Consider the following 24,736-nt stretch of genomic DNA (forward strand, 5'->3'; position numbering starts at 1 on the left):
AAAGTATGAAGTGTGAAGTGTGAAGTATGAAGTATGAAATTAAACTTCAATCTCTTGACAAATGACAAATGACTATTGACAAATGACGAACAATATTTGGAAACAGGGTGAATTAATTGAAGTTGCGATCGCTGACCTCAGTGACACTGGTGATGGGGTCGGTCGCTATGATGAGCGTGTGGTATTTGTGCCAGATACTGTCCCTGGCGATCGCGTCGTGGTACGTTTACTGCATGTCAAGCCAAAATATGCTCACGGCAAACTCATCCAGCTATTGCAGCCATCACCCCACCGCATCCGCCCAAGCTGCATTGTGGCTGATAAGTGTGGTGGTTGTCAGTGGCAGCATATTGATTATGAATATCAGCTAGAAGCGAAACGCAATCAAGTTATTCAGGCTTTGCAGCGTATCGGTGGTTTTACTGCACCATCAGTAGAGCCTGTATTGGCGGCTGTGTCACCCCTGGGATACCGCAATAAATCTACTTATCCGGTCAGTGTTTCTACTACCGGGCAAGTACAGGCTGGATATTACCAAAAGGGTAGTCACCATTTAGTGAACTTAAATCAATGCCCTGTGCAGGATTCTCGCTTAAATCCTCTGCTTGCAGAAGTCAAGCAAGACATTCAAAAACGTGGCTGGAAAATTTACAACGAACAACGTCACCAAGGGCAAATTCGCCATTTAGGTTTACGCATCGGCCGCCGCACGGGAGAAATGCTGTTGACTTTGGTGGTTACTGAGTGGAATTTAGCGGGAATTACGGAACAAGCCGAGGTTTGGTTGCAGCGATATCCCCAATTGGTGGGAGTTTCTTTAAATCGCAACCCAGAACGCACTAATGCCATTTTTGGTAGGGAAACTCGCACTATTGCTGGAGTTCCTTATCTGAGAGAAGAATTCGCCAATTTAGAATTTCAAGTCCGCCCCGATACATTTTTCCAAGTTTCTACTGAAACAGCCGAAGCACTCTTAGAAGTCATTCAGACAGAACTTAACCTCCAAGGACATGAGGTACTAGTTGACGCTTATTGTGGCATTGGAACCTTAACACTGCCTTTAGCCCAGCAGGTACGCCAAGCATTTGGACTGGAATTACAAGCCGAAGCAGTTGAACAAGCAATTTTGAATGCGAATCGCAATAGTATACATAACGTTACATTTCAAGTCGGTGCGGTAGAGAATTTACTGCCGCAAATGGGAATAATACCTGATGTGGTCATACTTGATCCACCACGTAAGGGATGCGATCGCACTGTCATCGATTCATTACTGCGATCGAAACCTGCCCGCATCGTTTACGTCAGCTGTAAAGTAGCCACACTTGCGCGTGACCTGAAGTTGTTATGTGAAGGAGGCATATATAAAGTTACAAGGGTGCAACCTGCTGATTTTTTTCCACAAACCTCTCATGTAGAAGCTGCTGCCTTTCTTGTGTTATGACATTTAAATAAGAGTACTAACTCTTTATCAAAATCTTAAATTGCAAATTTGTAGTCTCTTGCATAGTAACAATGCTAAAATCGAATTAACCTAAAACATAGAAATGATTTTGTTAAAACAACTAAAGTTGCATAGACTCTCATTGATTATGAATAAGGTTGTCTGATATAAGAATCGGCAATACAAAACTCACTTTTATAGTTCTCAAAAACTTTCAGCATATTTTAATTTGCTGGCTGCGATCGCAGAATTTCAAAAGCCGTTTTATGTATCGACAATCAAAGTTCATAAACAGAGTAAATGCTCCCTAGCATTTTCAAAACTAGTATAAAAGACGCAAGTTTGAAGGCAGCATGACCACCTCCAACTTTGTCAGGGTGCGCGTACAAGCAAACTGATGTCTAGCTAACTGAAAGCTATGGGGTTTCTCTTGTGATTAGTATTTCGCTTCGTCCAGTCGGACGTTATTGGGGCACACTTAGTTTTGCCTCTACTCTCTATCTTTGTCCCATACTAGATTTACTGCTGGCAGAAATTCCAGCTAAATTACAAGCAGAATTGCGGCTAGGACTCCAAGAAGCCTTAGTCAATGCCGCTAAACATGGTAATAATCTTGATCCTAGTAAAAGAGTTGTAGTGCGTTTTTCGTTGATAGATAATCAATATTGGTGGGTAATTTCAGACCAAGGTCAAGGCTTTACACCAGAACCAAGTTCTGATAAAGAAGCGGTAGATTATTTACCACCAGATGAATCGGAAAGTGGTCGCGGTTTATGTTTGCTCCATCAAATTTTTGATCAAGTAGAATGGAGCCGCAGAGGTACAGAATTACGATTGTGTAAACAAATGGAAAATCGCCCCCGGTTGTCTTTAAGGCGATGAGGAAACGGGTGAAGTGTGAAATTTAACATACCGTATGTTTCGGGTACATAAGGTACAAGCATAAAACCCAAAAATATGTAGAGACGTTACATGTAACGTCTCTACATTATTCTATGAATACCTAAACTTATTGAAAACAATACGGCAAATATAGATTGCGCCGTAACCCAACATCAAATTATGATATTTTGAGAGAATATTTTAATAAGTAAAATAATTGCAGCGTCAATTTTACCCTGAGAATTGAGATATTTGTTTAATTGAAAGTTTTGCGGTTTTATTCATAGCATTTCTTGGGTTTCACTACCCTGCGGGAAGCCACCCTCCGGGTGTCTACGATTCGCTTTGTAAACACTACAAATCAGTGCGATCGCTCATCAACAGCATTATCTAATAAACATTCTGTCGTTACAACATAAAGTTGTGATGCTATGGCTCAATTCAGGTGTAGCTTGGGTGGAGGAATGGAACCCAACATTCTCAAGACTCTGTTGGGTTACGCTATCGCTACACCCAACCTACTTGAAATTGCTGAATATGCTTTTTATTTTAATACAATCAATAAATCCTAAAAATTTTTCTCATCCTTATTCCAATACCTTTATAAACTGACATTTATCCAGATTTAATCATTTATAAAAATATTTAAGCAAGTAGTTGACACGTATACTTTTATACTTTATTATAGATAGCATGAGAAAGGCGATCGCCGTCCTGTCAAAGTCTGCAATCGCCTTTCTTCCAACACCTAAATAGGAGTCGATTATTATCATGGCACAAGAACATAAATTCGGTGATGATCAAAATTCTGCTCAAACACCACCAGAGCAATTTTTGAGAAGGGAAAATTTTGATGCACATACTCCCAAAGCATCTAATCAACAGCCATTACCCAACAGAGAACCCATTAAACATTTGTTGATTGGTTCACCCAAAGCTGTCACCAGTACAATACATTATTTGCAGGCGATCGGTTATGCAGAGGTGGGCGATTGGAGTCCACTCATTCCAACCGACAACCCTAATCAAGTGATGAGTATTTTAATCCGTCAAATTTTAGTTGCATAACTAACCACAACTACCCCGGCTTTTTTCTACAGTCGGGGTGATTTTCAAATATTCAGCAACAATATGAGGCACAATTAAAACATCTATAGTGAGTTGGATTATGGGAAAAGAAGAACAATTACTTGAAAGCTGGCGAGAACTCACCCCCGAAAAGCAGCAAATGGTTTTAGAGTTTGTTGAAACCCTAAAATCTCAATCAAAAACAACAGCAATCAACAAAGAATATATTCCACAAACGCCTTTAGCCAAGAAATTGTGGGCAATTCGTCAACAAGCGATCGCCTCTGGAATAAAATTACTTAACGAAGCAGAAATTGAACAAGAGCTTGCTGAACGTCGGGGTGGATACAGTGAGTCGTAAGAAAACTTACATCGATTCTGGAGTTCTGATCACTGCTTTTAGGGGAGTGGAATCAATCAGTATTCGAGCAAATAGCATTCTCAATGACGCAAATAGAGAATTTGTATCGAGTCAATTTGTCAAGTTAGAAGTACTCCCCAAAGCAATTTATAACCAACAGCAAAACGAAACAGACTTCTACGAAACCTTCTTCAATGCTGTTAGTGATTGGGCGATAGACTTGGAGCAAATCACAAAAGATGCTCATCAACTGGCCTGTATTTACGGTTTAGCGGCGATGGATGCACTTCATGTTGCTGCTACTGTTTGGCTCAAAGCTGATGAACTAATTACTACTGAAAAACCAACCAAGCCAATGCACCGAGTTAAAGCTCTCCAAATTATCTCGATTTGATTTCAATAAACCTAAATTCCGATTGAGCAATTAAGGGAAAAGCGATCGCACTCTCCGGTAAAGTAAGAAATGCGATCGCTCATCAACAGTATTATTAAAAACTAGTTAACTTCCTTGTCCCTTATGTCCATGTGTCGGACATGGGGGTGCAGATATTGATTTATCTAACCAACCTACAGCTTGTTCTAAGCGGGGAAGGGCTTCTTCTGGCTGGTTTTTGAGGAGATATACCAGCGCCGCCGCCACTTGTTCACTAGCACGAGAATTGCGGTTAGACTTGAGGCGATGCCAATCGTTAGGAGAGATGGTGAGTCTTTCCATAAGGACTTGTGCTAGTTCTTGAGTGCTGAGTTCTTGAGTGCTGAGTGCTGAGTGCTGAGTATTAAGAGATTCCATATCTATAAATTTGGGGATTGATTAGTAACTTTCAACTATTGGCATTAGATTAATCTTAATTTACTATCAGTCAATGAAGCCGCCTAAAAAATCACATAATCCTTCAGCCGAAGAAAATCAAGAGCCGGATTTTGAGCAAGAATTAGCAGAAGTAGAGCGATCGCTCATCTTAATTAAAGAACGATACACTCAAGTTAAGCAGGATCAACAGCAAAAGGCAGAATGGCAACAACGCCAACAAGAACTAAGGGACAATAAACCCCAAACGCCAGAAATCAAAGCTGAGTTAAAACAAATTCAAAAGCAGTTGGATTTGCTAGAAATCAATTTAGAAAGTCGGTTATTTTCTTGGCGTAGCTTGAAAAAACCTTTCTGGCAAGCCGTCCGCTTTGGTGGAATGGGCGTTATCATAGGCTGGATATTAAAATCCTGTGCTGGGTAAATATGGTAAATAGACGAGTTGCAGAAATATTGCGAAGTGGTCAACCTGATGAGTCTCTTGTAGTTCAAGGCTGGGTAAGAACAAAGCGTGACTTGAAAGGATTTGCCTTTATTGAAGTCAATGATGGTTCATCACTAGCGAATTTGCAAGTTGTCATCAATCAAGATTTGCCAGACTATGAGGCGATTTTGAAAAGACTGAATACAGGTGCGTCGGTGGAAGTTCACGGTGTATTGGTAGCTTCCCAAGGGAAAGGACAGCGTATTGAATTAAAAGCCGAGGCGGTGAAAGTCTACGGTGAAGCTGATCCCGAAACTTATCCATTGCAAAAGAAACGCCACTCATTTGAATTTTTACGCACAATTGGACATTTGCGATCGCGTACCAATTCCTTTGGTGCAGTGTTCCGCGTCAGAAACGCTTGTTCCACAGCCATTCACCAATTTTTCCAAGAACGCGGATTTTTATGGGTACACACCCCCATTATTACCGCCAGTGATTGCGAAGGAGCAGGTGAATTATTTAGCGTCACCAGTTTCGATCTCAAAAACGTCCCCCGCACTGACAACCAAGCTATAGATTACACTCAAGACTTTTTTGCTAAACCCACATATTTAACAGTTAGTGGACAGTTAGAAGCAGAAGTTATGGCGATGGCGTTTTCCAACGTCTACACCTTCGGCCCCACCTTCCGCGCTGAAAATTCTAACACCTCTCGCCACCTCGCAGAATTTTGGATGGTTGAGCCAGAAATGGCATTTTGCGATTTAGAAGGTGATATGGATTTAGCCGAGGCATTTCTCAAACATATTTTTAATTATGTATTAGAAAAATGCCCAGAAGATATGCAGTTTTTTAACGAACGCATTGATAATACAGTTTTAGCCACAGCCGAAAATATTGTTAACAATCAATTTGAACGTCTGACTTATACAGATGCTATCAAACTATTAGAAAAAGCAGATGTTAAATTTGATTATCCTGTAAGTTGGGGCTTAGACTTACAATCAGAACATGAGCGTTATCTAGCAGAACAATTATTTAAAAAGCCAGTAATTGTCACAGATTATCCCGCGCAAATCAAAGCATTTTATATGCGGTTAAATGACGATGAAAAAACCGTCCGGGCAATGGATATTCTCGCACCCAAAATTGGGGAAATTATCGGCGGTTCCCAAAGAGAAGAACGTTTAGACGTGCTGGAACGTCGGGTAATAGCGCAAGGAATGAAACCCGAAGACTTATGGTGGTATTTAGACTTGCGCCGTTTTGGAACTGTACCTCATGCGGGTTTTGGCTTAGGTTTTGAAAGACTTGTGCAGTTTATGACAGGTATGGGAAATATTCGTGATGTGATTCCATTCCCCCGCACACCACAAAATGCTGAATTTTAGTTAGGGATAGAAAAGAAGGTGTGGGGAGTGTGGGAGGTGTGGGAGGTGTGGGGAGTTCATTATTTGATAGGTAGAGCAGGTGTAGGTTGGGTGGAGGAACGGAACCCAACATTTTCAAGGCTTTGTTGGGTTACGCTATCGCTACACCCAACCTACTATTCTCTTAACTGAACCGTATTGCCTGTAACCCGTAACCTTCTTAATTACAATTAACTGCGGAAGCCGAGTTTGCTTTTGTTAAATCACCAGTAAATACGGCGGTGTATTTATAAGGTGATGCACCAGCGCAAGTCATGGAATTTTTATCAGCACGCCGTGGATTAGACCATGAATCTGCCAGTACTCTTAAGGTTGTGCCGTTCCATGATAAGTTAGTTACTGCTAAAGAATTACTTTTCCCATCACTTGGCTTTCTTGCAGAGACAAACGTCGCAGATAAAACGCTACCATTACTAGGATTAATCCTGGCAATAACGGCTACTTTGGCACCGCCACCACTACCATAAGAAGATAGCCAACCGTTCTTAGCAAAGCGACGAAAATCGTTACCAGTCTGGCTACCAGTCGAAGAAAAAACGCCATATAAAACGTTATTGCCATCCCATAACAACCCATAGCCTGTACCATCATCATTGGTGGTTTCGTAGTCATTGCGACACCATTTTTTTACACCATTATCAAAGCGAATGATGCGGGGGTCTTTGTTTAGGGATGTTACTTGTTGATAACCAATGTAAATAGTTTTTGCACCTATTGATATTTTTGGCCCATTTTTCGCTTTGATGCTGGCTTCGCTGTCATTGCAGGTAAATGCTACACCTTTGCCAAAAGATGTCCTAATACTCGTTTGGGCAACAACTTGAGGATTGACTAAATCAATTCCTAATGCTGCGAATAAACATAAAAATGCTAGAGATTTGGGTAATTGGTGGCGCTTCGTCATGGTTTGTGAGTAGGGAACCCTGTAAAAGACGACACCTTAACACAAATTCTTCTCAGTGCCAATTCTGCACTAGTAGTGTACCAACCCAAAATTGCTACGTGGAGGTAAGCAAGGGAGCAAGGGAGCAGGGGAGCAGGGGAGAAACTTGCAGTAAGTCTTTCCCCCCTGCCCCTCTGCCCCTCTGCTCCTCTGCTGACCACAACGCAAAGTTTCCTTGGCAGACTACTAGATAAATCAGGACTTATGCACAAAGACGGTTGAGAATGGGTGCATAGGGGTAAGAGTATAGGTGTGTAAGCTAGTAGAAAGGCTCTTGAGTAGGAAAATAGTCACATTTTCACACTTTTGCTACAGGGCTGTAACAAAAGTGTAATAAACCCTGTCTACATTAGTAATAGATTCAAAATAACCTTTTAAACGGCAATGCAAAATCAAATACCAGACGGAAATAACCCATTAAATAGCACTTCAGATGCCAAATACCGTAAACCAGCACCTTGGAGAAAGGCGGCGGCTTCTCTATCATTGGTGTTGCTAGGTTCTGGTATGACCTTAGCTGGTGGTTATCTGGCTAACCATCAGTCGCAGGTGTCGCAAAGTGCATCAAATTTGGCTTTGAGTCGGGTGAATGCTGCACCGCCAATTGTTGCGGGTACAGATCCTAATTTTGTGACTCAGGTAGTGCAGAAGGTAGGGCCAGCCGTAGTGCGAATTAATTCTTCTCGTACTGTTAAAAGTCAATTACCAGAAGAATTTAACGACCCATTTTTCCGCCGCTTTTTTGGTTCACAACTACCAGAAAGCCAAGAAAGAGTAGAGCGGGGTACTGGCTCTGGGTTTATTATTAGTGGTGATGGTCAAATTCTCACCAACGCTCACGTTGTTGATGGTGCAGATACAGTAACAGTTATTCTCAAAGATGGGCGGAGTTTTCAAGGTAAGGTTTTAGGCAAAGATGAATTAACAGATGTTGCGGTTGTCAAAATTCAAGCCAACAATTTGCCGACTGTTACCGTAGGTAACTCTGAACAATTGCAACCAGGAGAATGGGCGATCGCAATTGGTAATCCTTTAGGATTAGATAATACAGTCACCACAGGCATTATCAGCGCCACCGGACGCAGCAGCAACCAAATTGGCGCATCTGATAAGCGAGTAGATTTTATTCAAACTGATGCAGCAATTAATCCTGGTAACTCTGGCGGGCCATTACTCAACGCCCGTGGTGAAGTAATTGCCATGAATACAGCTATTATTCAAGGAGCGCAAGGTATAGGTTTTGCAATTCCGATTGCGACAGCACAACGTATTGCTAACCAATTAATTTCTACAGGTAAAGTCGAGCATCCTTATCTTGGCATTCAAATGATTGGGTTAACCCCACAAATCAAACAAAATATTAATTCTGACCCCAATAGTGGTTTGAGTATTAATGAAGATAAAGGTGTCTTAGTTGTGAAAGTTCTGCCTAATTCACCCGCCGCCAAAGCCGGGTTACGCGCAGGTGATGTCATCCAAAAGATTGAAGGTAACGCTGTCACAGAAGCCGAAAGCGTCCAAAAAGCTGTTGATAAAAGCCAAATTGGTGCAGATTTGCGCTTAGAGTTACGCCGTAATGGACAAACACTGAATTTATCTGTGCGTCCCGGTAGTTTCCCCACTCAAGTGCAATGATGACAGGACTTACGCATCAAAATTTTCTGTGGGGATTGGGTGTGAGGGTGAAAGGGTATGGAGTGTAAGGGTTTTGAATACTTACACCCTTACACCCTAATACCCCTGTACCCTGTTCTAAAACCTTATTTTTTCGTTTTTTTGCGTAAGTCCTAGATGAGTGCTGAGTGCTGAGGAAAAATAGCATTCGTAATATAGCAACCCTATTTGATTTGTAAACATCGAGAGGCTCAGATCCCCGACTTCTTCAAGAAGTCGGGGATCTTTTAGTTTACGAATGATATCATGTCCGCTTGATTACTTATAAAAACCGAAGAACCCCACCCCGCCAAAACTATGTTTTGTCTCCCCTCCCCGTGAACGGGGAGGGGTTAGGGGGTGGGGTGCAATGACTGTGGGAATCATAACTAATTAACCGGACATGATATGATTTAGGACTGCTATATAGTTTGGTTTATTTCCACTGACTTACTGATATTAAAAGACAAAGTTTGCTTTATTCAGCTTCACCAATTAATGTAAAAGCTGCCCAGTTAATTGGTAGAGAATTTTCTTTAATTCTGCCTAGCATAGCTTGGCGTAATGCTTGGGCTTTATCGGGGTTCTTTTGCAGATGTTGATAAAACTCTGTCATGAGTAACTGGGTTTCTTCATCGGGAACTAACCACAGGGAAACTAACACACTGGGAACACCAGCAGAAATTATCGAACGAGATAAACCAATCACGCCATCGCCGGTGATGCGTCCCTTTCCAGTTTCACAAGCACTGATGACAAATAACTCGGCTTGCAGTCGCAAATCGAGGATTTCTTCAGCAGTTAGTAAGCCATTACCTATTTCATTTTGATTTTTTGGGTTTGGTGCTAATGCAATCCAACTTCCTAAACCGCGAGTATCATCAGCCCATCCGTGAGTTGCTAAATGGATAATTCGGGCTTTGGGGAGGAGTTTTAAAATTTGGTTTTTGGTTGCATCTTTACCGATGATGGCTTTGGTATTTAATAGCCGCGCAACTTCTTTGGCTTCGATTTCTGCACCGGGTAAAGGATCTAATTGTTCGGGTGTGTCTCCAGGTTTGTAAGCGACACGGGGCATGATGGGATTACCAACAACTAGGGCGTTTTGATTAGATGGGTTTCGTGTTTGGATGCGTTGTTTATGAGTTAAATCTAATACTTGAATTGATGGTGCGGTGAGGATGGTGTGTTTTTCAATGAGGTATTTATTGTCTGCATCTTTTAAGGACGGAAAAGGCACAAAAAATAGAGATGCTTGAGGGATAAAGATAACATGAGCGTTAGGGTCTTTGGGTAATTCTTGAGCGATTGGTTGAATCAGAATTTCATGGAGTTGCTGTAGAGGTTTTTTCCAAAGGCGAGTGTTTGTGCCGAGAATGCTTTTAACTAAATTTGCCAGATTGGTGTTTTGTTTTTGCCACAATGGTTTGAGGTCTTGGTGGTGAAATGTGACTTCACCGTTAGGTTTGATTACCCAAATATAAAGTTCTGATTCTTTATATTGTTGTTGATTTTCTACTTTGAAGTCATCGTAAATAATTGAGTACTGCACCAAGGTAGAATTTTGCTGTTTGGCAATTTGTTTCATCTCGCTGATTGTTGGTGTAGAGAGCGATTTTATTTCACTGTTATATTTGTTCAAGCGAGATGATAGTAACTCCACAAACGCTCTAGCGCGTCCACGTTCTGATATTTCTAAAGCTGCATCGGTTTTATTTTGGGCAATGAGGACGTTTTGTAAAGTACGGTAAGTGCTTCTTTGTGTCTCGAAAATTGAGACTTTATTGGTATCAGCTAATTTTTTATCTCGCAGAGATTCCCATAATTTTTTATCTCGCAGAGATTCATACACTTTAATTCCTTCGTACAGCGTTTTCTCTGCTGTGGCGAGATTACCAGATTTGTAGAAAGCAAGTCCTAGATTGTTTAAAGACTGTCCCTCACCGAGACGGTCTTGAATTTCACGGGCGATCACTAATCTTTGTTGCTGGTACTCAATGGCTTTGGGGTAGTCTCTTAAAGAATAGTAAGCAACACCGAGATTGCCTAGTGATTGTCCCTCACCGAGACGGTCTTGAATTTCACGGGCGATCACTAATCTTTGTTGCTGGTACTCAATGGCTTTGGGGTAGTCTCTTAAAGAATAGTAAGCAACACCGAGATTGCCTAGTGATTGTCCCTCACCGAGACGGTCTTGAATTTCACGGGCGATCACTAATCTTTGTTGCTGGTACTCAATGGCTTTGGGGTAGTCTCTTAAAGAATAGTAAGCAACACCGAGATTGCCTAGTGCTGCTCCCTCACCCTGACGGTCTTTAATTTCCCGCGAGATCGCTAAATGCTGCTGCTGGTATTCTATGGCTTTGGGGTAGTCTCCTAGTGAATAGTAAGCAATACCGAGATTTCCCAGTGTTGCACCCTCACCCTGACGGTTTTTGATTTCCCGCGCGATGCCTAAACTCTGCTGCTGGTACTCAATGGCTTTGGGGTAGTCTCCTAGTAAATGGTAAGCAAGACCGAGATTTCCCAGTGCATTGCCCTCACCCAGACGGTCTTTAATTTCCCGCGCGATGCCTAAACTCTGCTGCTGGTATTCTATGGCTTTGGGGTAGTCTCCTAGTGAATAGTAAGCAATACCGAGACTGCCTAGTGCTGCACCTTCAGCTTGACGGTCTTTAATTTCTCGGTAAATATTAAGTGCTTTTTGCCAAGACTGCAATGCTGCTTCAAATTGACTGGTGTCAAATTGCTGACTACCTTGCACAAACAGTTTATCTGCTTCTGTTTTCCGTGGGTCTGGGGTTTGTGCTGAAGCGACTGAATTGGAGTTGAGGAGAAAATTTAGTTTGGGTAAATCTAAGTTGATGCTGAGAGTCGCAGTCAGCAAGGCGATGAGGGCATATTTGCAGAGTTTGAAGTGCATCGCGGTGAGTTGTTGCCAGGGTTAAAGTTTATTTTAATACCACCACAGATTGCCAAAATTAGCCTGAGATTAAAATTCTATTTTCTCACCCCGTGATATGGCAAAATGCTGAGTGAGTATCAGAGACTCGTCCGCGAGTATCAAAGACTCATTCATGAGTATTCAAGACTCATCCGCGAGTATTCAAGACTCGTCCGCGAGTATCAAAGACTCATTCACGAGTATTCAAGACTCATCCGCGAGAATCAAAGACTCGCTCACGAGAATCAAAGACTCGTCCGCGAGTATCAAAGACTCATTCACGAGAATCAAAGACTCGTCCGCGAGTATCAAAGACTGATTAATGGAGTTCCAAGACTCGTCCGTGAGTATTCAAGACTCATTAGGCGATTTACAAGAATAAATATACCGATGTCGTTGGTTTCGACTTCGCTCAACCAACTACTCGCATCATGGAGAATTGTTTGTGTGATCGCATTTGCGTATAATTTTTTTTCAAATTCCTCTCAGGCAGATGCAGCAGTGTAGACTTGGTGTTTAAAATCTCACAGTTATGAATGAGCAAGATTTGGATGTAGTGCGATACCTATCAGTATGCGTGAATGTTGGGTTCCGTTCCTCCACCCAACCTACACAAATCTAAGTTGTTGCTGTCTCCTACCTTCTTCACTCCCATTCATCCAATTCATGACTGCGGTTGCGAAGTAAGCTATTAAGTTGGGTGCGGTGAGTTTCAAAGTTAGCGGCGATATAAATCAGCAAAATGCCAACTAGCAAGCCAATTACCCATTTTAAAAATGAGTAACGTAAGCTAAAAATGACTAATTGGTAAATACCAGTAACTAAGAAAGTACCTGTACCAACATACAAAAAAGCCCGAATACGCAAAGTTAATCCAGCAAAAATAGCGATGAGGCTGAAAATTCCGGGAATGATGACTGTATCTTGATGAAATACCACAGCCCATCCACAAATTAAACTGATACCTACCAGCCTCACAATGTGCCGCGATGATTTTGATTCTGGCAGTTTTAGCTGTGGATCAACTTGGGCAATGTATAACAGCGAAAGTCCAGTGGCGGTAAAATACCACAAGGGATCAGTAATATTTAATTGAGATAACCATTTCCAGGCTGCCCAATCAATTAAGGCGATACTAATATATGTGAGGCGGATATTTTCACTCACCTTGGCTAAGATGATGTAAAATCCAGCCGCGATGAGCAGGGTGATGGGGTAAACTTGCAGTTTGGTTTCCCACAAAATCATTAATGGCAAAATGTAGGCGGCGAGTTGCCAAGGTCTTTTTGACCAACCCCAATTTTCCCAGGGTAAGCTGTATAAGAAGTAGGCTATCACACAAGCGATCGCACCATTCCAAGGGACTAACGGCCCGGTTAGCCACTGTCCGACGGCGGTTTCTCGCCAATAAACCCGCATTCCCAATACTTCTAATAAGCCGAGATACACCCACATTTCTTCTGTGGTGATTCTGCCAAAAACCCTTGGTGTATTACTATTACCTCTTCCTTGAAAGATGGCATACATAATTAATAATCCCCCTGTACCCAACCCAACAAGGCGGTTAGCTTGAATTGGCAGGGCAATGGCCAGGGTTAATAATACACTACTCCAAGCCCAGTGCAGATGAGCAATACCTTTGATTTCTAGCAAACTGAGGCGTAAATATCGGCTCAACCAAGGCGCTAATCGGTTGTAAACTAGCATGATGCTTGTTCCTAAAGTGGACATAGCAATTAAGCCATCACCCAATGCACCGCCTTTAGCTTGGGACATTTGATAAAACAATAGTTCATAAAAAGAAATTGATACGCCAATAATGCCGCAGTACAGCAGAGGTTTAAAGTTTGGTTGTCGTCTGCCGATACCAATGACAATTAAAGCCACACCCAAACTAGATAAACCAGTCCACTCTGTAAAAACATTTAACCGCAGAACAACACTCAACGCACCATAAACTAAGGGCAGAATATGTAAACTGCTGGGAAGTACGGCGGGATGATATCGTCTTTTCCACCATTCGCCTAAAAGTTGGGTGAATAAACCTAAAGCGATATTAGCGATCGCAATTCTGATTGTAGAACGTTCCCCAAAGCTCAACACTTCGGCGATGAATAATTCTACACACCAACCAATACCGTAAAATGCCCAATCTGTGGGTTCACGCCAGCTACGATAAACAATGGCGAGTAAAGTAATTGCACTGGCGACTAAATACCAAACTCCGGGGATGACGACGGCATCATAAACTAAATATGAGTGGATTGTCAGGCTTAAGAGTACAGTACAACATAAAGTGATCGCCCATTTATCACTAGCATCTGCATATATATCTGCTAAATCATGGTTGCGTTGTTGCAGTAATTTTCGCATTAACCATAAACTAAAAGAGGCGATCGCACCTACAACTAACCAACCTGCAATAGCTAGGCGGGGTAATCCTGGTATTCCTTCCCACAGCAACGCCGCTACAAAACTCAGTCCTAAACCAATGGTAAAAGCGGCAGATCCTTCATTTCTTAAATAGCGGGTATTGAGATACATTACACCCGTACCCACCGCCAAACTCATAAATCTAGTTTCTGGTACAAGAATAGTTAAAAACTGCACCGCAAACACAGCCACCCCACTCAAAAAAGCCCTGATAGTGCGGGGTTTGCCTGTGGTGCGACTAGCTAAAAAAGTCAAACATAAGGGTGTAATTAACCAAATCACGCCCCAATATTGTTGGTTAATTTGTTTAAAAGTGGCATCAAAAAATAAACTAAAACTGACAATGGATAATACTAAGCCGAAATACCATGCACTACTTTGCCAGCTACCATTACCAAGACTAAATCCCCATTCTGCCACCATCACAACTGAGATCACCGTTGCCCAGACATAATGGGGGAGGTTGGGGAAAAACCAGTCTATGACTGAGAAAAGTGCCAGTAACCCGATGAAGTGAGTCAGGTAAATTAATGGCGTGGAAGATGGCGAACGGCGTTTAGTAACAACAACCAAAGTAATAGTAGAAAAAACTAGATTTAGCGATCGCAAGGTAGGATTAATTGTGGACAAGACAGTTAAAAAACTGCCAAACATCACGGCTATCGCTTCACCATAATTTGCCAAATCTCGTTTCTCGGCATGACGCAGGCGATCGCAAAACCATACCATAAATATTAAATAAGGAAATAATGCCACACTCAACAACGCCCAAGGTTCATTGTGCGCCTGGGTAATATTTGCCGCAGTAGCAATTATCGATTTCCGTGTTTCTAGCGGTACAACTCGCCAACCCTGCCAAATCGACTGTAAGCCAACCAAAAACAGCACCGCTAAATCAAGCTTGAGGCTATATCTCTGCAAACGCTGACTCACATACCACAAAGCCAAACCACTCACAGCCAAAGCTTGTCCCGGATAATCTATTACCGCCACAGCCCAACCGAGGAAGAGTAAAAGGCTACCTAAGATTTCCCAAGCGGGGTGAAGTGCTGAGTGCTGAGTGCTGAGTGCTGAGTGGGGAGACAAGGGAGAGGGGGTAGACAAGGGAGAAAGATAGCTACCTTGTCCACCTTGTCCACCTTGTCCACCTTGTCCACCTTGTCCCCCTTGTCCCCCTTGCACCCCTATACCCTTGTACCCCTGCTCCCTTCCCTGCTGTACTAACCACGTAATCAACCAACCACAAATCCCAATGGCTAACCCTAGTTGGGTGACATTTACACCAGCAACAAAAATTGCCCGTGACAACAGTACAATTAATGAGTAAACAATGACGGTGGCAAATAAACTGAGTTGATTTTCACCAGTATTACGTCGCTGACGACGAATGTCATAGACAGTTAGTAGAGTTGTGCCTATCATCGCTGCATACACAGCAATTAAAGGAAAGACTGCGATTTTCCAACCCCAATGTAAATAACTCAGCGCCAGGATATTAATTAGCGGTAACTTTCTTGTGGGGGAGTTGGGAAAAACTGTACGATTACTGCACAGTAAAACTGTAATAAAAGTCAGGGTAGGAGCAGCGATCGCAACTGTCAACCAGTTAAGCGGATTGTGCCATAATCCGAAACTGTCCATTGCCCAAAAATTTACAGGCACTAAAAATAACGTGACAATTAATAGCGTCTGAGTGGTTAATCTCAGGTTTGCTTGTCTCCCAGTCCAAAAACTGAAACCCCAAAAAGTTAAAGTATAAGCAAATAACACCCCATACTGTCCAGATGCGGGAAATCTTTCCCATTGACTTGCAGCCAATACCCCAGAGGACAGCACTACTAAAAATACACCTAAAAATAGTAGCCAGCGTACACTCAATTCTTCCCCCAAAGATTGCAACATCCTCGTGACAAAATTGGGTTGAGAAGGTTGTTTTGGCGGTGCTGGTGCATAAGCAATTAATGGCTTCTGTTTGGGAGTTGCACCCGCTACCACAGCTTCCGGTTCGACTTGCGGCTGTAGCACCACCGTACAACTGAGATATTCTTTACATAACTGCCTAACTTGGGCATCAGATATCAAACCTAAGCGCAGCCATAAATCCAATCCCTCCAATAACTGCGGATGGGATGATGGTAGGGTGAGGTTAATTTTTAACGGACGCTCTGGAGAAGATGACATAAGCAGCAGCCGTATAGGTATATACTTAAGTCTTGATGAGGGTAACGTATATCTTGACTCAACTTGTGCCAGTTCCGGGAGCGATCGCTAGAATGTTTTAAGATGAGTGGAATCGAATGCTCCTTAAATCCCCTGCAATTGCTGAATGTCTAAGTAAACAGGAGTTTTGTTGCAAATACCTATTCCGCCCCAGAATTTATTCTAAGTCTCATAGCGCAAATCATCTCAAAATGACTCACATTCCAATTTTTTTGCTCAGTAATTTAACATCTGAATTTCTATCTTCGAGTTCTGAAACAGAAGTTTGAGGTTGTGAAGTTTGAATTTCAAGTTTATAAGCATAACATTGCTTTTCTGAAGACGAAATATGGGTAATAGATAGAAATTGACCGTACAATAAATCGTTAGACAAATATACTTTTACAATTCATTTTTTAATTACTCTAGTGGTTTTGATAAGGAAAATTATTTCAGCGTTTATTGCGACTGGTCTTGTTACCGGAACCGTTTATCTTGGAATTCAATCTGGAAAAGATAATCGTTTTGTAGTTTGGTTTGGCATTGCGTCTGCTACTGCTGCTCCCGTTGGTCTAGCCTTATTTGGCTATGCAATTAGCCGATCTGATGACGAAATCCTACAGCGACTTTCCAAAGTTCCAGAGATCGAAAGGCTAATTGAGCAAGCTAAAACTCAGGAGGAAAAGATTCAAGTTCTCGAAGCAGAACGTTCGCGGCTTGCGGAAATTGTAAAAATTGAATCTCGACGACAAGCAGCCTTGGATAGAATAGATAGCTTAGAGCGTGATGCTGTTAGAATTTTAGCTGAACTCGAAAATCTAGATAGAGAAATAATCTTAATAGATGAACAGGTAGGCGAAAGTGCTATAAGTGAAGAAATTCGGCGCTTAAGAGAGCGTGTAAAAGCTCGTGAAGATGGAGATGTTATCCTCCGACTTGGTTCTAGAGTTTATCGTCTTGATCGAGATATCATCAAAGCATTACCTTTTGGGCTGGGGAACCCATTAATTGCATACTTCCGAATCGCAGAAAAGCTGGAAAAGACATTTATACCTAAAATACGTCGATAAGCAGGTTTGTATTACTTTATAAATTAGTTAACTTCCAAATCTCAATCAAAACCCAATAGCGATCGCCTGTGTCTGCTGAAAAGTTACATTGGCGATATGATGAAATTAGCTTCTGATGAGAAATCTTTATGGTAGCAGCATCCAAGCAAGAACCAAAAATCATTCGCACAGAACGTGGATTGACGATCGCCGGTACACGCATCACACTTTACGACGTGATGGATTATCTAAAAGCTCAGTATCCACCAAAACTGATTCGTGAGAAGCTTGGTCTCAATGATGAGCAGATTAATTCAGCGTTAGCATACATTGAAACTCATCAGACAGAAGTTGAGGCAGAATACCAAGAATGTCTGCAAACAGCAGTGGAAATTCGGCAATATTGGGAAGAGCGAAATCGAGAACACTTTGCAAAAATCTCTGCAATGCCTCCTAAATCAGATAAAGAAGCCCTACGTGCAAAACTACAAGCCTGGAAAGCTCGCATTGAAGCGCAGTCATGAATTTTCTTATTGACTACAATTTAACAGGCGATGCTGTTCTATTCTGGGGAACACTCTCTGCGGAAGGATGGCTGGATTTGTTACCTATCCGCTTCTTTACATTTCAGGAAGTCGGTTTGCCGATGGATAGTAGCGACCGAGTTGTTTGGCAATTTGCTCAAACCAACCAGATGATTTTGATTACAGCGAATCGAAATATGAAGGGCGATGATTCTCTAGAACAGACAATACGTGAGGAAAATACACCAATTTCTCTACCAATTTTGACAATCGGAAACCCTGATAGACTTGATGAAATTAACTATCGGCAAAAGTGTGCCACTCGCCTGATTGAGATTGTGTTTGATATAGAAAACTATCTAGGAGTCGGTCGAGTTTTTATTCCGTAAAGCTGAGTAATGAGCTTTTTTTATATAAAATACTAGTACAACAAAGCAAAAGTAAAAATAAATAACAACTACACCACAAGCCTTGTAGCAATTTTTTATGGTCTGTTGATTTACGCCGACCTGTACTAGCTATACTAACTAACCAAGAGTTGTTAGTATCCATTAATAGGGTTCTAACATTGTCAGATAGTTTTTTTGGCTCTCCTACTGACCAAATAAGTACATAAGTGTCTAACAATAAATTTCATACTGCACCTTCACCCATCCAAAATTCATCAGGTAAAGGATCATTAAAATCATCGCTCATCCAGATTTCGCCTCGATTTAAGTCTGGGATACGTTGCTGAGGAGTTTCTTGAGTTTTTTCAGGTTGAGCATATTTTTGCATTAAAAATTCCACAAAATCTAAGACTTGCTGTTGCTGTTCTGGTGCTAGAGTTTGCAACTTGGCAATTAATTCTGAGGTGGTATCTACAACTTGAGCAGTCATCTCACCTTCTCCCTTTGGTACATCTGATTTTATGTTAGTTCTTTAGTCAAGCGATCGCTCTTGATTTGGTACTACTATGAATATATGGGGAAACACTACGCGAATCCTGACCTCCTCATTCTCATCGCCTAAACTTCCCAGATAATACTTGACAAAATTACATATTTATATATTTGGCTATATCACGCCTCAAAAGTACAAATTTGCCAGAATATATCGAAAAATATTAAGTTTTTGTTACATTAAGTGAGCATTTGCTTTTATTATCTATTAATGTTTGTTAACAAAGTTTGCGATTTTTATATCGATTTATGTCAGTTAAGCGACAAAATGCCCATTTGGTAAGGTTTTTCTGATAAAAAACTCTTATTGCCGAAAAAAATCGTTAAACTTTGTGGGCAACTTAGCCGCAAAGCAATTCCAGTCGAGAACACGCATCAAAGGAGCAGAGGAAGCATGTTCACCCACGTCAAGTCCACCATTAGACACATTGCGCCTGATAACCTGGGCGGACGTAACTTCATTAAGGTGGTCTATGTCGTGCTTGAGTCCCAGTACCAGAGTGCATTGTCGCAAGCGGTTCGTACAATTAACGCCAACAATCCTGACCTTGCGATTGAAATCAGTGGGTACTTGATTGAGGAACTCAGAGATCCTGAAAATTACGAAGAGTTCCAGCGCGATATACAAAGTGCCAATATTTTTATTGCCTCTCTGATTTTTATCGAAGACTTAGCACAGAAAGTAGTAGCAGCAGTAGAACCACACCGCGATAATCTAGACGTTGCTGTTGTGTTTCCCTCGATGCCAGAGGTAATGCGCCTAAATAAAATGGGCAGTTTTTCCTTGGCACAGTTGGGTCAATCGAAGAGTGCGATCGCACAATTCATGAAGAAACGCAAAGAAAAATCCGGTGCAGGATTCCAAGATGGAATGCTGAAACTATTGCGGACACTGCCCCAAGTCCTGAAGTTCTTACCGATAGATAAAGCACAGGACGCACGCAATTTTATGCTGAGTTTCCAGTATTGGCTGGGTGGTTCTCCAGAAAACCTGGAAAACTTCTTGCTGATGCTGGCTGATAAATATGTATTAAAAGATGTCGAAAAACAAAAAGCTGCATCTTTAGAATATCAAGCACCAGTAGTTTATCCCGACATGGGAATTTGGCATCCTTTAGCCACAACCATGTATGAGGATGTTCGAGAATATCTCAACTGGTATAGCGCCCGCCGGGATATCCCCCAAGATTTAAAAGATCCTTTAGCACCCTGTGTCGGGTTAGTATTACAACGCACTCACCTAGTCACAGGCGATGATGCCCATTACGTGGCGATGGTGCAGGAACTGGAAGCACTAGGCGCAAGGGTAGTACCTGTGTTTGCAGGTGGTTTGGATTTCTCCAAACCTGTGGATGCTTACTTCTACGAACCCACAACTAAAACCCCGTTAGTTGATGCAGTCATATCTTTAACAGGTTTTGCGTTGGTAGGCGGCCCTGCTAGACAAGACCACCCCAAAGCAATTGACTCACTCAAACGCCTGAATCGCCCTTACATGGTGGCTTTGCCTTTAGTATTCCAAACTACGGAAGAGTGGTTAGATAGCGATTTAGGCTTACATCCCATTCAAGTAGCGTTACAAATTGCGATTCCTGAATTAGATGGAGCAATTGAACCGATTATATTATCGGGTAGAGATGGGGCAACAGGAAAGGCGATCGCACTCCAAGACCGTATCGCCGCCGTCGCACAACGGGCTTTGAAATGGGCTAACCTGCGCCGCAAACCCAAACTAAATAAAAAAGTTGCCATCACCGTTTTCAGTTTCCCCCCCGACAAAGGCAACGTCGGTACAGCCGCATACCTCGATGTATTCGGTTCTATCTACGAAGTCATGAAAGCGTTGAGAAACAACGGCTACGACGTGCAGGACATCCCAGAAAACGCGAAAGAGTTGATGGAACAAGTCATCCACGATGCACAAGCACAGTACGCCAGCCCCGAACTCAACATTGCTTACAAGATGTCAGTCCCAGAATACGAGGAACTGACACCATATTCCCAACGCCTAGAAGAAAACTGGGGGCCACCACCAGGAAACCTCAACAGCGACGGACAAAACTTGCTGATTTACGGTAAGCAATTCGGTAACGTCTTCATTGGTGTTCAACCTACCTTCGGTTATGAAGGCGACCCCATGCGGTTGTTGTTCTCCCGTTCCGCCAGCCCTCACCACGGCTTTGCGGCTTACTACACCTACCTGGAAAGAGTTTGGGGCGCGGATGCGGTACTCCACTTTGGTACACATGGTTCCTTAGAATTCATGCCCGGTAAGCAAATGGGGATGTCGGGTGAATGTTACCCCGACAACTTAATCGGTACAATTCCCAACCTCTACTACTACGCCGCCAACAACCCCAGCGAAGCGACAATTGCCAAACGCCGCAGTTACGCTGAGACAATTTCTTACCTCACACCACCCGCAGAAAACGCTGGTTTGTACAAAGGTTTGAAGGAACTCAGCGAGTTAATTGCTTCTTACCAAACCCTCAAAGATAGCGGTCGCGGTATCCCCATCGTCAACACGATCATGGATAAATGCCGTATCGTTAATTTGGATAAAGATATTAATTTGCCAGAAACCGATGCTAAAGACATGACCCCGGAAGAACGGGATAATATTGTCGGCAGCGTTTACCGTAAGTTGATGGAAATCGAATCGCGGTTGTTACCTTGTGGGTTACACGTCATTGGTAAACCGCCAAGTGCAGAAGAAGCCATTGCAACTCTAGTTAATATCGCCAGCTTAGACCGTCAGGAAGAAGAAATCCTCAGCTTACCTCGCATCATTGCCAGCAGTATTGGGCGCGATATTGACGAAATTTACCAAAATAGTGATCGCGGTATCTTAGAAGATGTCCAACTCCTACAAGACATCACCCTATCTACTCGCGCCGCCGTCCGCGCCTTAGTACAAGAACAAACAGACGCAGAAGGCAGAGTTTCCTTAGTTTCCAAGTTGAATTTCTTCAACATGGGCAAAAAGGAACCTTGGGTAGAAGCACTGCACAAAGCCGGGTATCCCAAAGTTGACGCTTCCGCCTTGAAACCCCTGTTCGAGTATTTAGAATTCTGCTTACAACAAGTTTGTGCAGATAACGAACTCGGCGCATTACTCAAAGGCTTAGAAGGCGAATACATTCTTCCCGGCCCTGGTGGCGACCCCATCCGCAACCCGGATGTATTACCCACAGGTAAAAACATCCATGCCCTCGACCCCCAATCAATCCCTACGGCTGCGGCTGTCCAATCAGCTAAAATCGTTGTTGATAGACTTTTGGCAAGAAATAAAGCCGAAAACAACGGTAACTGGCCAGAAACCATTGCCTGTGTTCTCTGGGGAACAGATAACATCAAAACCTACGGCGAATCACTGGCGCAAATCATGTGGATGGTGGGTGTACGTCCGGTTCCCGACGCGTTAGGACGGGTGAACAAGTTGGAGTTAATCCCCTTAGAAGAGTTAGGACGACCCAGAATAGATGTAGTCATTAACTGTTCTGGTGTATTCCGCGACTTGTTCATCAACCAGATGAACCTACTAGACCAAGGGGTGAAGATGGCGGCGGAAGCAGATGAACCCACAGAAATGAACTTCGTCCGCAAACACGCTATGCAGCAAGCTGAGGAAATGGGAATTAACCTCAGACAAGCAGCCACCCGCGTTTTCTCTAACGCTTCTGGTTCTTACTCGTCAAATATCAACTTGGCGGTAGAAAACAGCACCTGGGATAGCGAAGCCGAGTTACAAGAAATGTACCTCAACCGTAAATCCTTCGCCTTCAGTGCTGATAACCCCGGCATTATGGAACAATCTCGGAAGATTTTTGAAAGCACCCTCAAAACTGCTGAGGCAACATTCCAAAACCTGGATTCCTCCGAGATTAGTTTAACGGACGTTTCCCATTACTTCGACTCTGACCCCACCAAAGTTGTCTCAAGTCTGCGTGGCGATGGCAAAACCCCAGCATCCTATATTGCAGACACCACCACAGCTAATGCCCAAGTCCGCACATTATCCGAAACCGTGCGCTTAGATGCCCGTACCAAACTATTAAATCCCAAGTGGTATGAAGGTATGCTGTCTCACGGTTACGAAGGTGTCCGCGAACTTTCCAAGCGATTGGTTAATACAATGGGTTGGAGTGCCACAGCCGGCGCAGTGGACAACTGGATTTATGAGGATGCAAACGAAACCTTCATCAAAGATGAAGAAATGCAAAAACGTTTGATGAACCTCAACCCCCATTCTTTCCGCAAGATGGTATCAACTTTGTTGGAAGTAAATGGTCGCGGTTATTGGGAAACTAGCGAGGAGAATTTAGACCGCCTCCGCGAGTTGTACCAAGAAGTTGAAGACCGAATTGAAGGCATAGAATAGGATGATATGGGCAGGCGTAAAGCCTGCCTTAATCTTTCAGTCTGGAATATCACTATGAATGCTTTAACCGTCAACCTTCAATCAGTATTGGAACTGACAGATGAGCAGTTTTTTAATCTATGTCAAGTAAACCGTGACTTGAAATTTGAACGCACTGCTACGGGAGAATTAATTATCATGCCACCCACGGGGGGAGAAACGGGAAATAAAAACGCTAGAATTACTCAACAAGTAATGAATTGGACTGATGCTGATGGTACTGGCATTGCTTTTGATTCTTCTACTTGTTTTAAATTGCCTAATGGTGCAGACCGTTCTCCTGATGCTGCTTGGATAAAGTTGTCAAGATGGAATGCTTTAACTGACGAACAAAAAGAAAAGTTTCCCCCCATTTGTCCTGATTTTGTAATTGAGTTACTTTCCCCAAGTGATAGTTTGAAGGTTGCACAGGAAAAGATGAGGGAATATATAGACAATGGTGTGCGGTTAGGTTTATTAATTAATCGTAAATCTCGTCAGGTAGAAATTTATAGACAAGGTAAGGAAGTTGAGGTTTTGGAATCTCCTGTTACAGTATCAGGGGAAGATATTTTAAATGGTTTTGTATTGAATCTAGCAATGATTTGGTAATTTAGTATGTAGAAGAGCTAGAGGTGATTTTCCAATGGATAAATTAACTCGGTATCGCCAGCTTGTCCACAAATATTACGGGAATATAGTGAGCAAAAACCAGCTTACGGAAAGATAGAGGTTGAAACAATTTCTGATACAGAACGCGACCATTATCAAATAGTTCATGTAGGCTGAGAAGGTCAAAACTGGGTACACACTTGTATCATTCACATTGATATTAAAGGTGGCAAAATTTGGCTGCAATGGAATGGTACAGAGGAGGATATCGCAGCTAATTTAGTAGCTGCGGGAGTTCCCAAGGAAGATATTGTATTAGGTTTTCAGTCTCCTTTTATGAGGCAGTTTACAGACTATGCAGTGAGTTAAGAGATGTTTTGTAAATCTTGAAGTAAAAATTAAATTGAAATATTAATAACATTAATATATAGCAATCCTAAACTACTTATGAGAAAATACGGAGAAAGTAAGAAAGTAAATTATATAACAAGCAAGCAGTTGTGGTTATGTGGATACAGTGGTTAGAAGATTTTATCAAAAATAGTCAAGAACAACGTGAAATCAAGCGAGCTACAGCAGTCAAAATGCTGTTATATGGATATAAGCATGAAGAAATAAT

General features: G+C 42.3%; 19 protein-coding genes and 1 pseudogene. 15 read left to right on the forward strand and 5 right to left on the reverse strand.

Annotated features, from left to right (window positions below; all coding sequences use genetic code 11):
- The first annotated feature begins 82 nt into the window (after window positions 1–82).
- The 6 genes from rlmD (at window position 83) to H6G28_RS29950 (ending at window position 4,149) form a co-directional block, all read left to right on the forward strand.
- Window positions 83–1,444, forward strand: coding sequence for a 23S rRNA (uracil(1939)-C(5))-methyltransferase RlmD (gene rlmD / locus H6G28_RS29925; RefSeq protein ID WP_190676356.1), 1,362 nt, complete (start codon window positions 83–85; stop codon window positions 1,442–1,444).
- A 432-nt stretch (window positions 1,445–1,876) separates the two neighbouring features.
- Window positions 1,877–2,326, forward strand: coding sequence for an ATP-binding protein (locus tag H6G28_RS29930; protein WP_190594656.1), 450 nt, complete (start codon window positions 1,877–1,879; stop codon window positions 2,324–2,326).
- Between the two features lie 431 nt (window positions 2,327–2,757).
- Entirely contained in the window at window positions 2,758–2,898 is a 141-nt protein-coding gene (locus H6G28_RS29935) for a hypothetical protein (protein ID WP_190589434.1), read from the forward strand.
- A gap of 199 nt (window positions 2,899–3,097) precedes the next feature.
- Window positions 3,098–3,394: a hypothetical protein gene (locus tag H6G28_RS29940; protein ID WP_190676357.1), complete on the forward strand. Its 297-nt coding sequence runs from the start codon at window positions 3,098–3,100 to the stop codon at window positions 3,392–3,394.
- A 100-nt stretch (window positions 3,395–3,494) separates the two neighbouring features.
- Complete coding sequence (locus tag H6G28_RS29945; protein ID WP_190676359.1) at window positions 3,495–3,755, forward strand: hypothetical protein; 261 nt, start codon at window positions 3,495–3,497, stop codon at window positions 3,753–3,755.
- Window positions 3,745–4,149 carry a PIN domain-containing protein gene (locus H6G28_RS29950; protein ID WP_190676362.1) on the forward strand — a complete coding sequence of 135 codons (405 nt, stop codon included), beginning with the start codon at window positions 3,745–3,747 and terminating at the stop codon, window positions 4,147–4,149. Before H6G28_RS29945 ends, H6G28_RS29950 begins: the two co-directional genes overlap by 11 nt.
- Before the next feature lie 105 nt (window positions 4,150–4,254).
- Here H6G28_RS29950 and H6G28_RS29955 read toward each other — a convergent pair whose 3' ends face one another.
- The gene (locus tag H6G28_RS29955; protein ID WP_190676364.1) at window positions 4,255–4,545 is read right to left on the reverse strand and encodes a DUF6439 family protein; all 291 of its coding nucleotides are present in this window, start codon (window positions 4,543–4,545) and stop codon (window positions 4,255–4,257) included.
- 73 nt (window positions 4,546–4,618) lie between these two features.
- Between H6G28_RS29955 and H6G28_RS29960 the strand changes: the two genes are divergently transcribed.
- Together H6G28_RS29960 and asnS are read left to right on the forward strand one after the other, a co-directional pair.
- Window positions 4,619–4,987: a sll0565 family protein gene (locus tag H6G28_RS29960; protein ID WP_190676366.1), complete on the forward strand. Its 369-nt coding sequence runs from the start codon at window positions 4,619–4,621 to the stop codon at window positions 4,985–4,987.
- A gap of 2 nt (window positions 4,988–4,989) precedes the next feature.
- Window positions 4,990–6,381, forward strand: coding sequence for an asparagine--tRNA ligase (asnS, locus tag H6G28_RS29965; RefSeq protein WP_190676368.1), 1,392 nt, complete (start codon window positions 4,990–4,992; stop codon window positions 6,379–6,381).
- Between the two features lie 199 nt (window positions 6,382–6,580).
- Here the strand turns inward: asnS and H6G28_RS29970 are convergent, their stop codons facing one another.
- Window positions 6,581–7,324, reverse strand: a complete 744-nt coding sequence (locus H6G28_RS29970; protein WP_190676370.1) for a hypothetical protein — start codon at window positions 7,322–7,324, stop codon at window positions 6,581–6,583.
- A gap of 423 nt (window positions 7,325–7,747) precedes the next feature.
- Between H6G28_RS29970 and H6G28_RS29975 the strand changes: the two genes are divergently transcribed.
- Entirely contained in the window at window positions 7,748–8,998 is a 1,251-nt protein-coding gene (locus H6G28_RS29975; protein WP_190594648.1) for an HhoA/HhoB/HtrA family serine endopeptidase, read from the forward strand.
- Window positions 8,999–9,494: 496 nt separating this feature from the next.
- On the opposite strand, the gene H6G28_RS29980 is transcribed toward H6G28_RS29975, so the two are convergent.
- Together H6G28_RS29980 and H6G28_RS29985 are read right to left on the reverse strand one after the other, a co-directional pair.
- Entirely contained in the window at window positions 9,495–11,939 is a 2,445-nt protein-coding gene (locus H6G28_RS29980) for a CHAT domain-containing protein (protein ID WP_190676371.1), read from the reverse strand.
- A 666-nt stretch (window positions 11,940–12,605) separates the two neighbouring features.
- Window positions 12,606–16,574, reverse strand: coding sequence for a DUF2157 domain-containing protein (locus tag H6G28_RS29985; protein ID WP_190676373.1), 3,969 nt, complete (start codon window positions 16,572–16,574; stop codon window positions 12,606–12,608).
- Between the two features lie 446 nt (window positions 16,575–17,020).
- Between H6G28_RS29985 and H6G28_RS29990 the strand changes: the two genes are divergently transcribed.
- The 3 genes from H6G28_RS29990 to H6G28_RS30000 all read left to right on the forward strand — a co-directional run bounded on the left by H6G28_RS29990 (window position 17,021) and on the right by H6G28_RS30000 (window position 18,554).
- Window positions 17,021–17,662 (forward strand): hypothetical protein, encoded by a 642-nt coding sequence (locus tag H6G28_RS29990; RefSeq protein ID WP_190676375.1) that lies wholly within the window; start codon window positions 17,021–17,023, stop codon window positions 17,660–17,662.
- 128 nt (window positions 17,663–17,790) lie between these two features.
- Window positions 17,791–18,165 (forward strand): DUF433 domain-containing protein, encoded by a 375-nt coding sequence (locus tag H6G28_RS29995; protein WP_190593243.1) that lies wholly within the window; start codon window positions 17,791–17,793, stop codon window positions 18,163–18,165.
- A complete protein-coding gene (locus tag H6G28_RS30000) occupies window positions 18,162–18,554 on the forward strand; it encodes a DUF5615 family PIN-like protein (protein ID WP_190593244.1) in 393 nt (130 codons plus the stop codon). Before H6G28_RS29995 ends, H6G28_RS30000 begins: the two co-directional genes overlap by 4 nt.
- A gap of 244 nt (window positions 18,555–18,798) precedes the next feature.
- Here H6G28_RS30000 and H6G28_RS30005 read toward each other — a convergent pair whose 3' ends face one another.
- Window positions 18,799–19,044, reverse strand: a complete 246-nt coding sequence (locus tag H6G28_RS30005; RefSeq protein WP_190676377.1) for a DUF2281 domain-containing protein — start codon at window positions 19,042–19,044, stop codon at window positions 18,799–18,801.
- Between the two features lie 456 nt (window positions 19,045–19,500).
- Here H6G28_RS30005 and H6G28_RS30010 point away from each other — a divergent pair, with 456 nt between their 5' ends.
- The 3 genes and pseudogenes from H6G28_RS30010 to H6G28_RS30020 all read left to right on the forward strand — a co-directional run bounded on the left by H6G28_RS30010 (window position 19,501) and on the right by H6G28_RS30020 (window position 24,486).
- On the forward strand, window positions 19,501–23,487 hold the full coding sequence (locus tag H6G28_RS30010; RefSeq protein WP_190676379.1) for a magnesium chelatase subunit H: 3,987 nt from the start codon (window positions 19,501–19,503) through the stop codon (window positions 23,485–23,487).
- Between the two features lie 54 nt (window positions 23,488–23,541).
- Window positions 23,542–24,117: a Uma2 family endonuclease gene (locus H6G28_RS30015; RefSeq protein WP_190676381.1), complete on the forward strand. Its 576-nt coding sequence runs from the start codon at window positions 23,542–23,544 to the stop codon at window positions 24,115–24,117.
- Window positions 24,118–24,151: 34 nt separating this feature from the next.
- Window positions 24,152–24,486: pseudogene (locus H6G28_RS30020) on the forward strand (XisI protein).
- The last annotated feature ends 250 nt before the right edge of the window (window positions 24,487–24,736 follow it).

Source organism: Nostoc sp. FACHB-190 (assembly GCF_014696905.1).
Taxonomy (GTDB): domain Bacteria; phylum Cyanobacteriota; class Cyanobacteriia; order Cyanobacteriales; family Nostocaceae; genus Nostoc_B.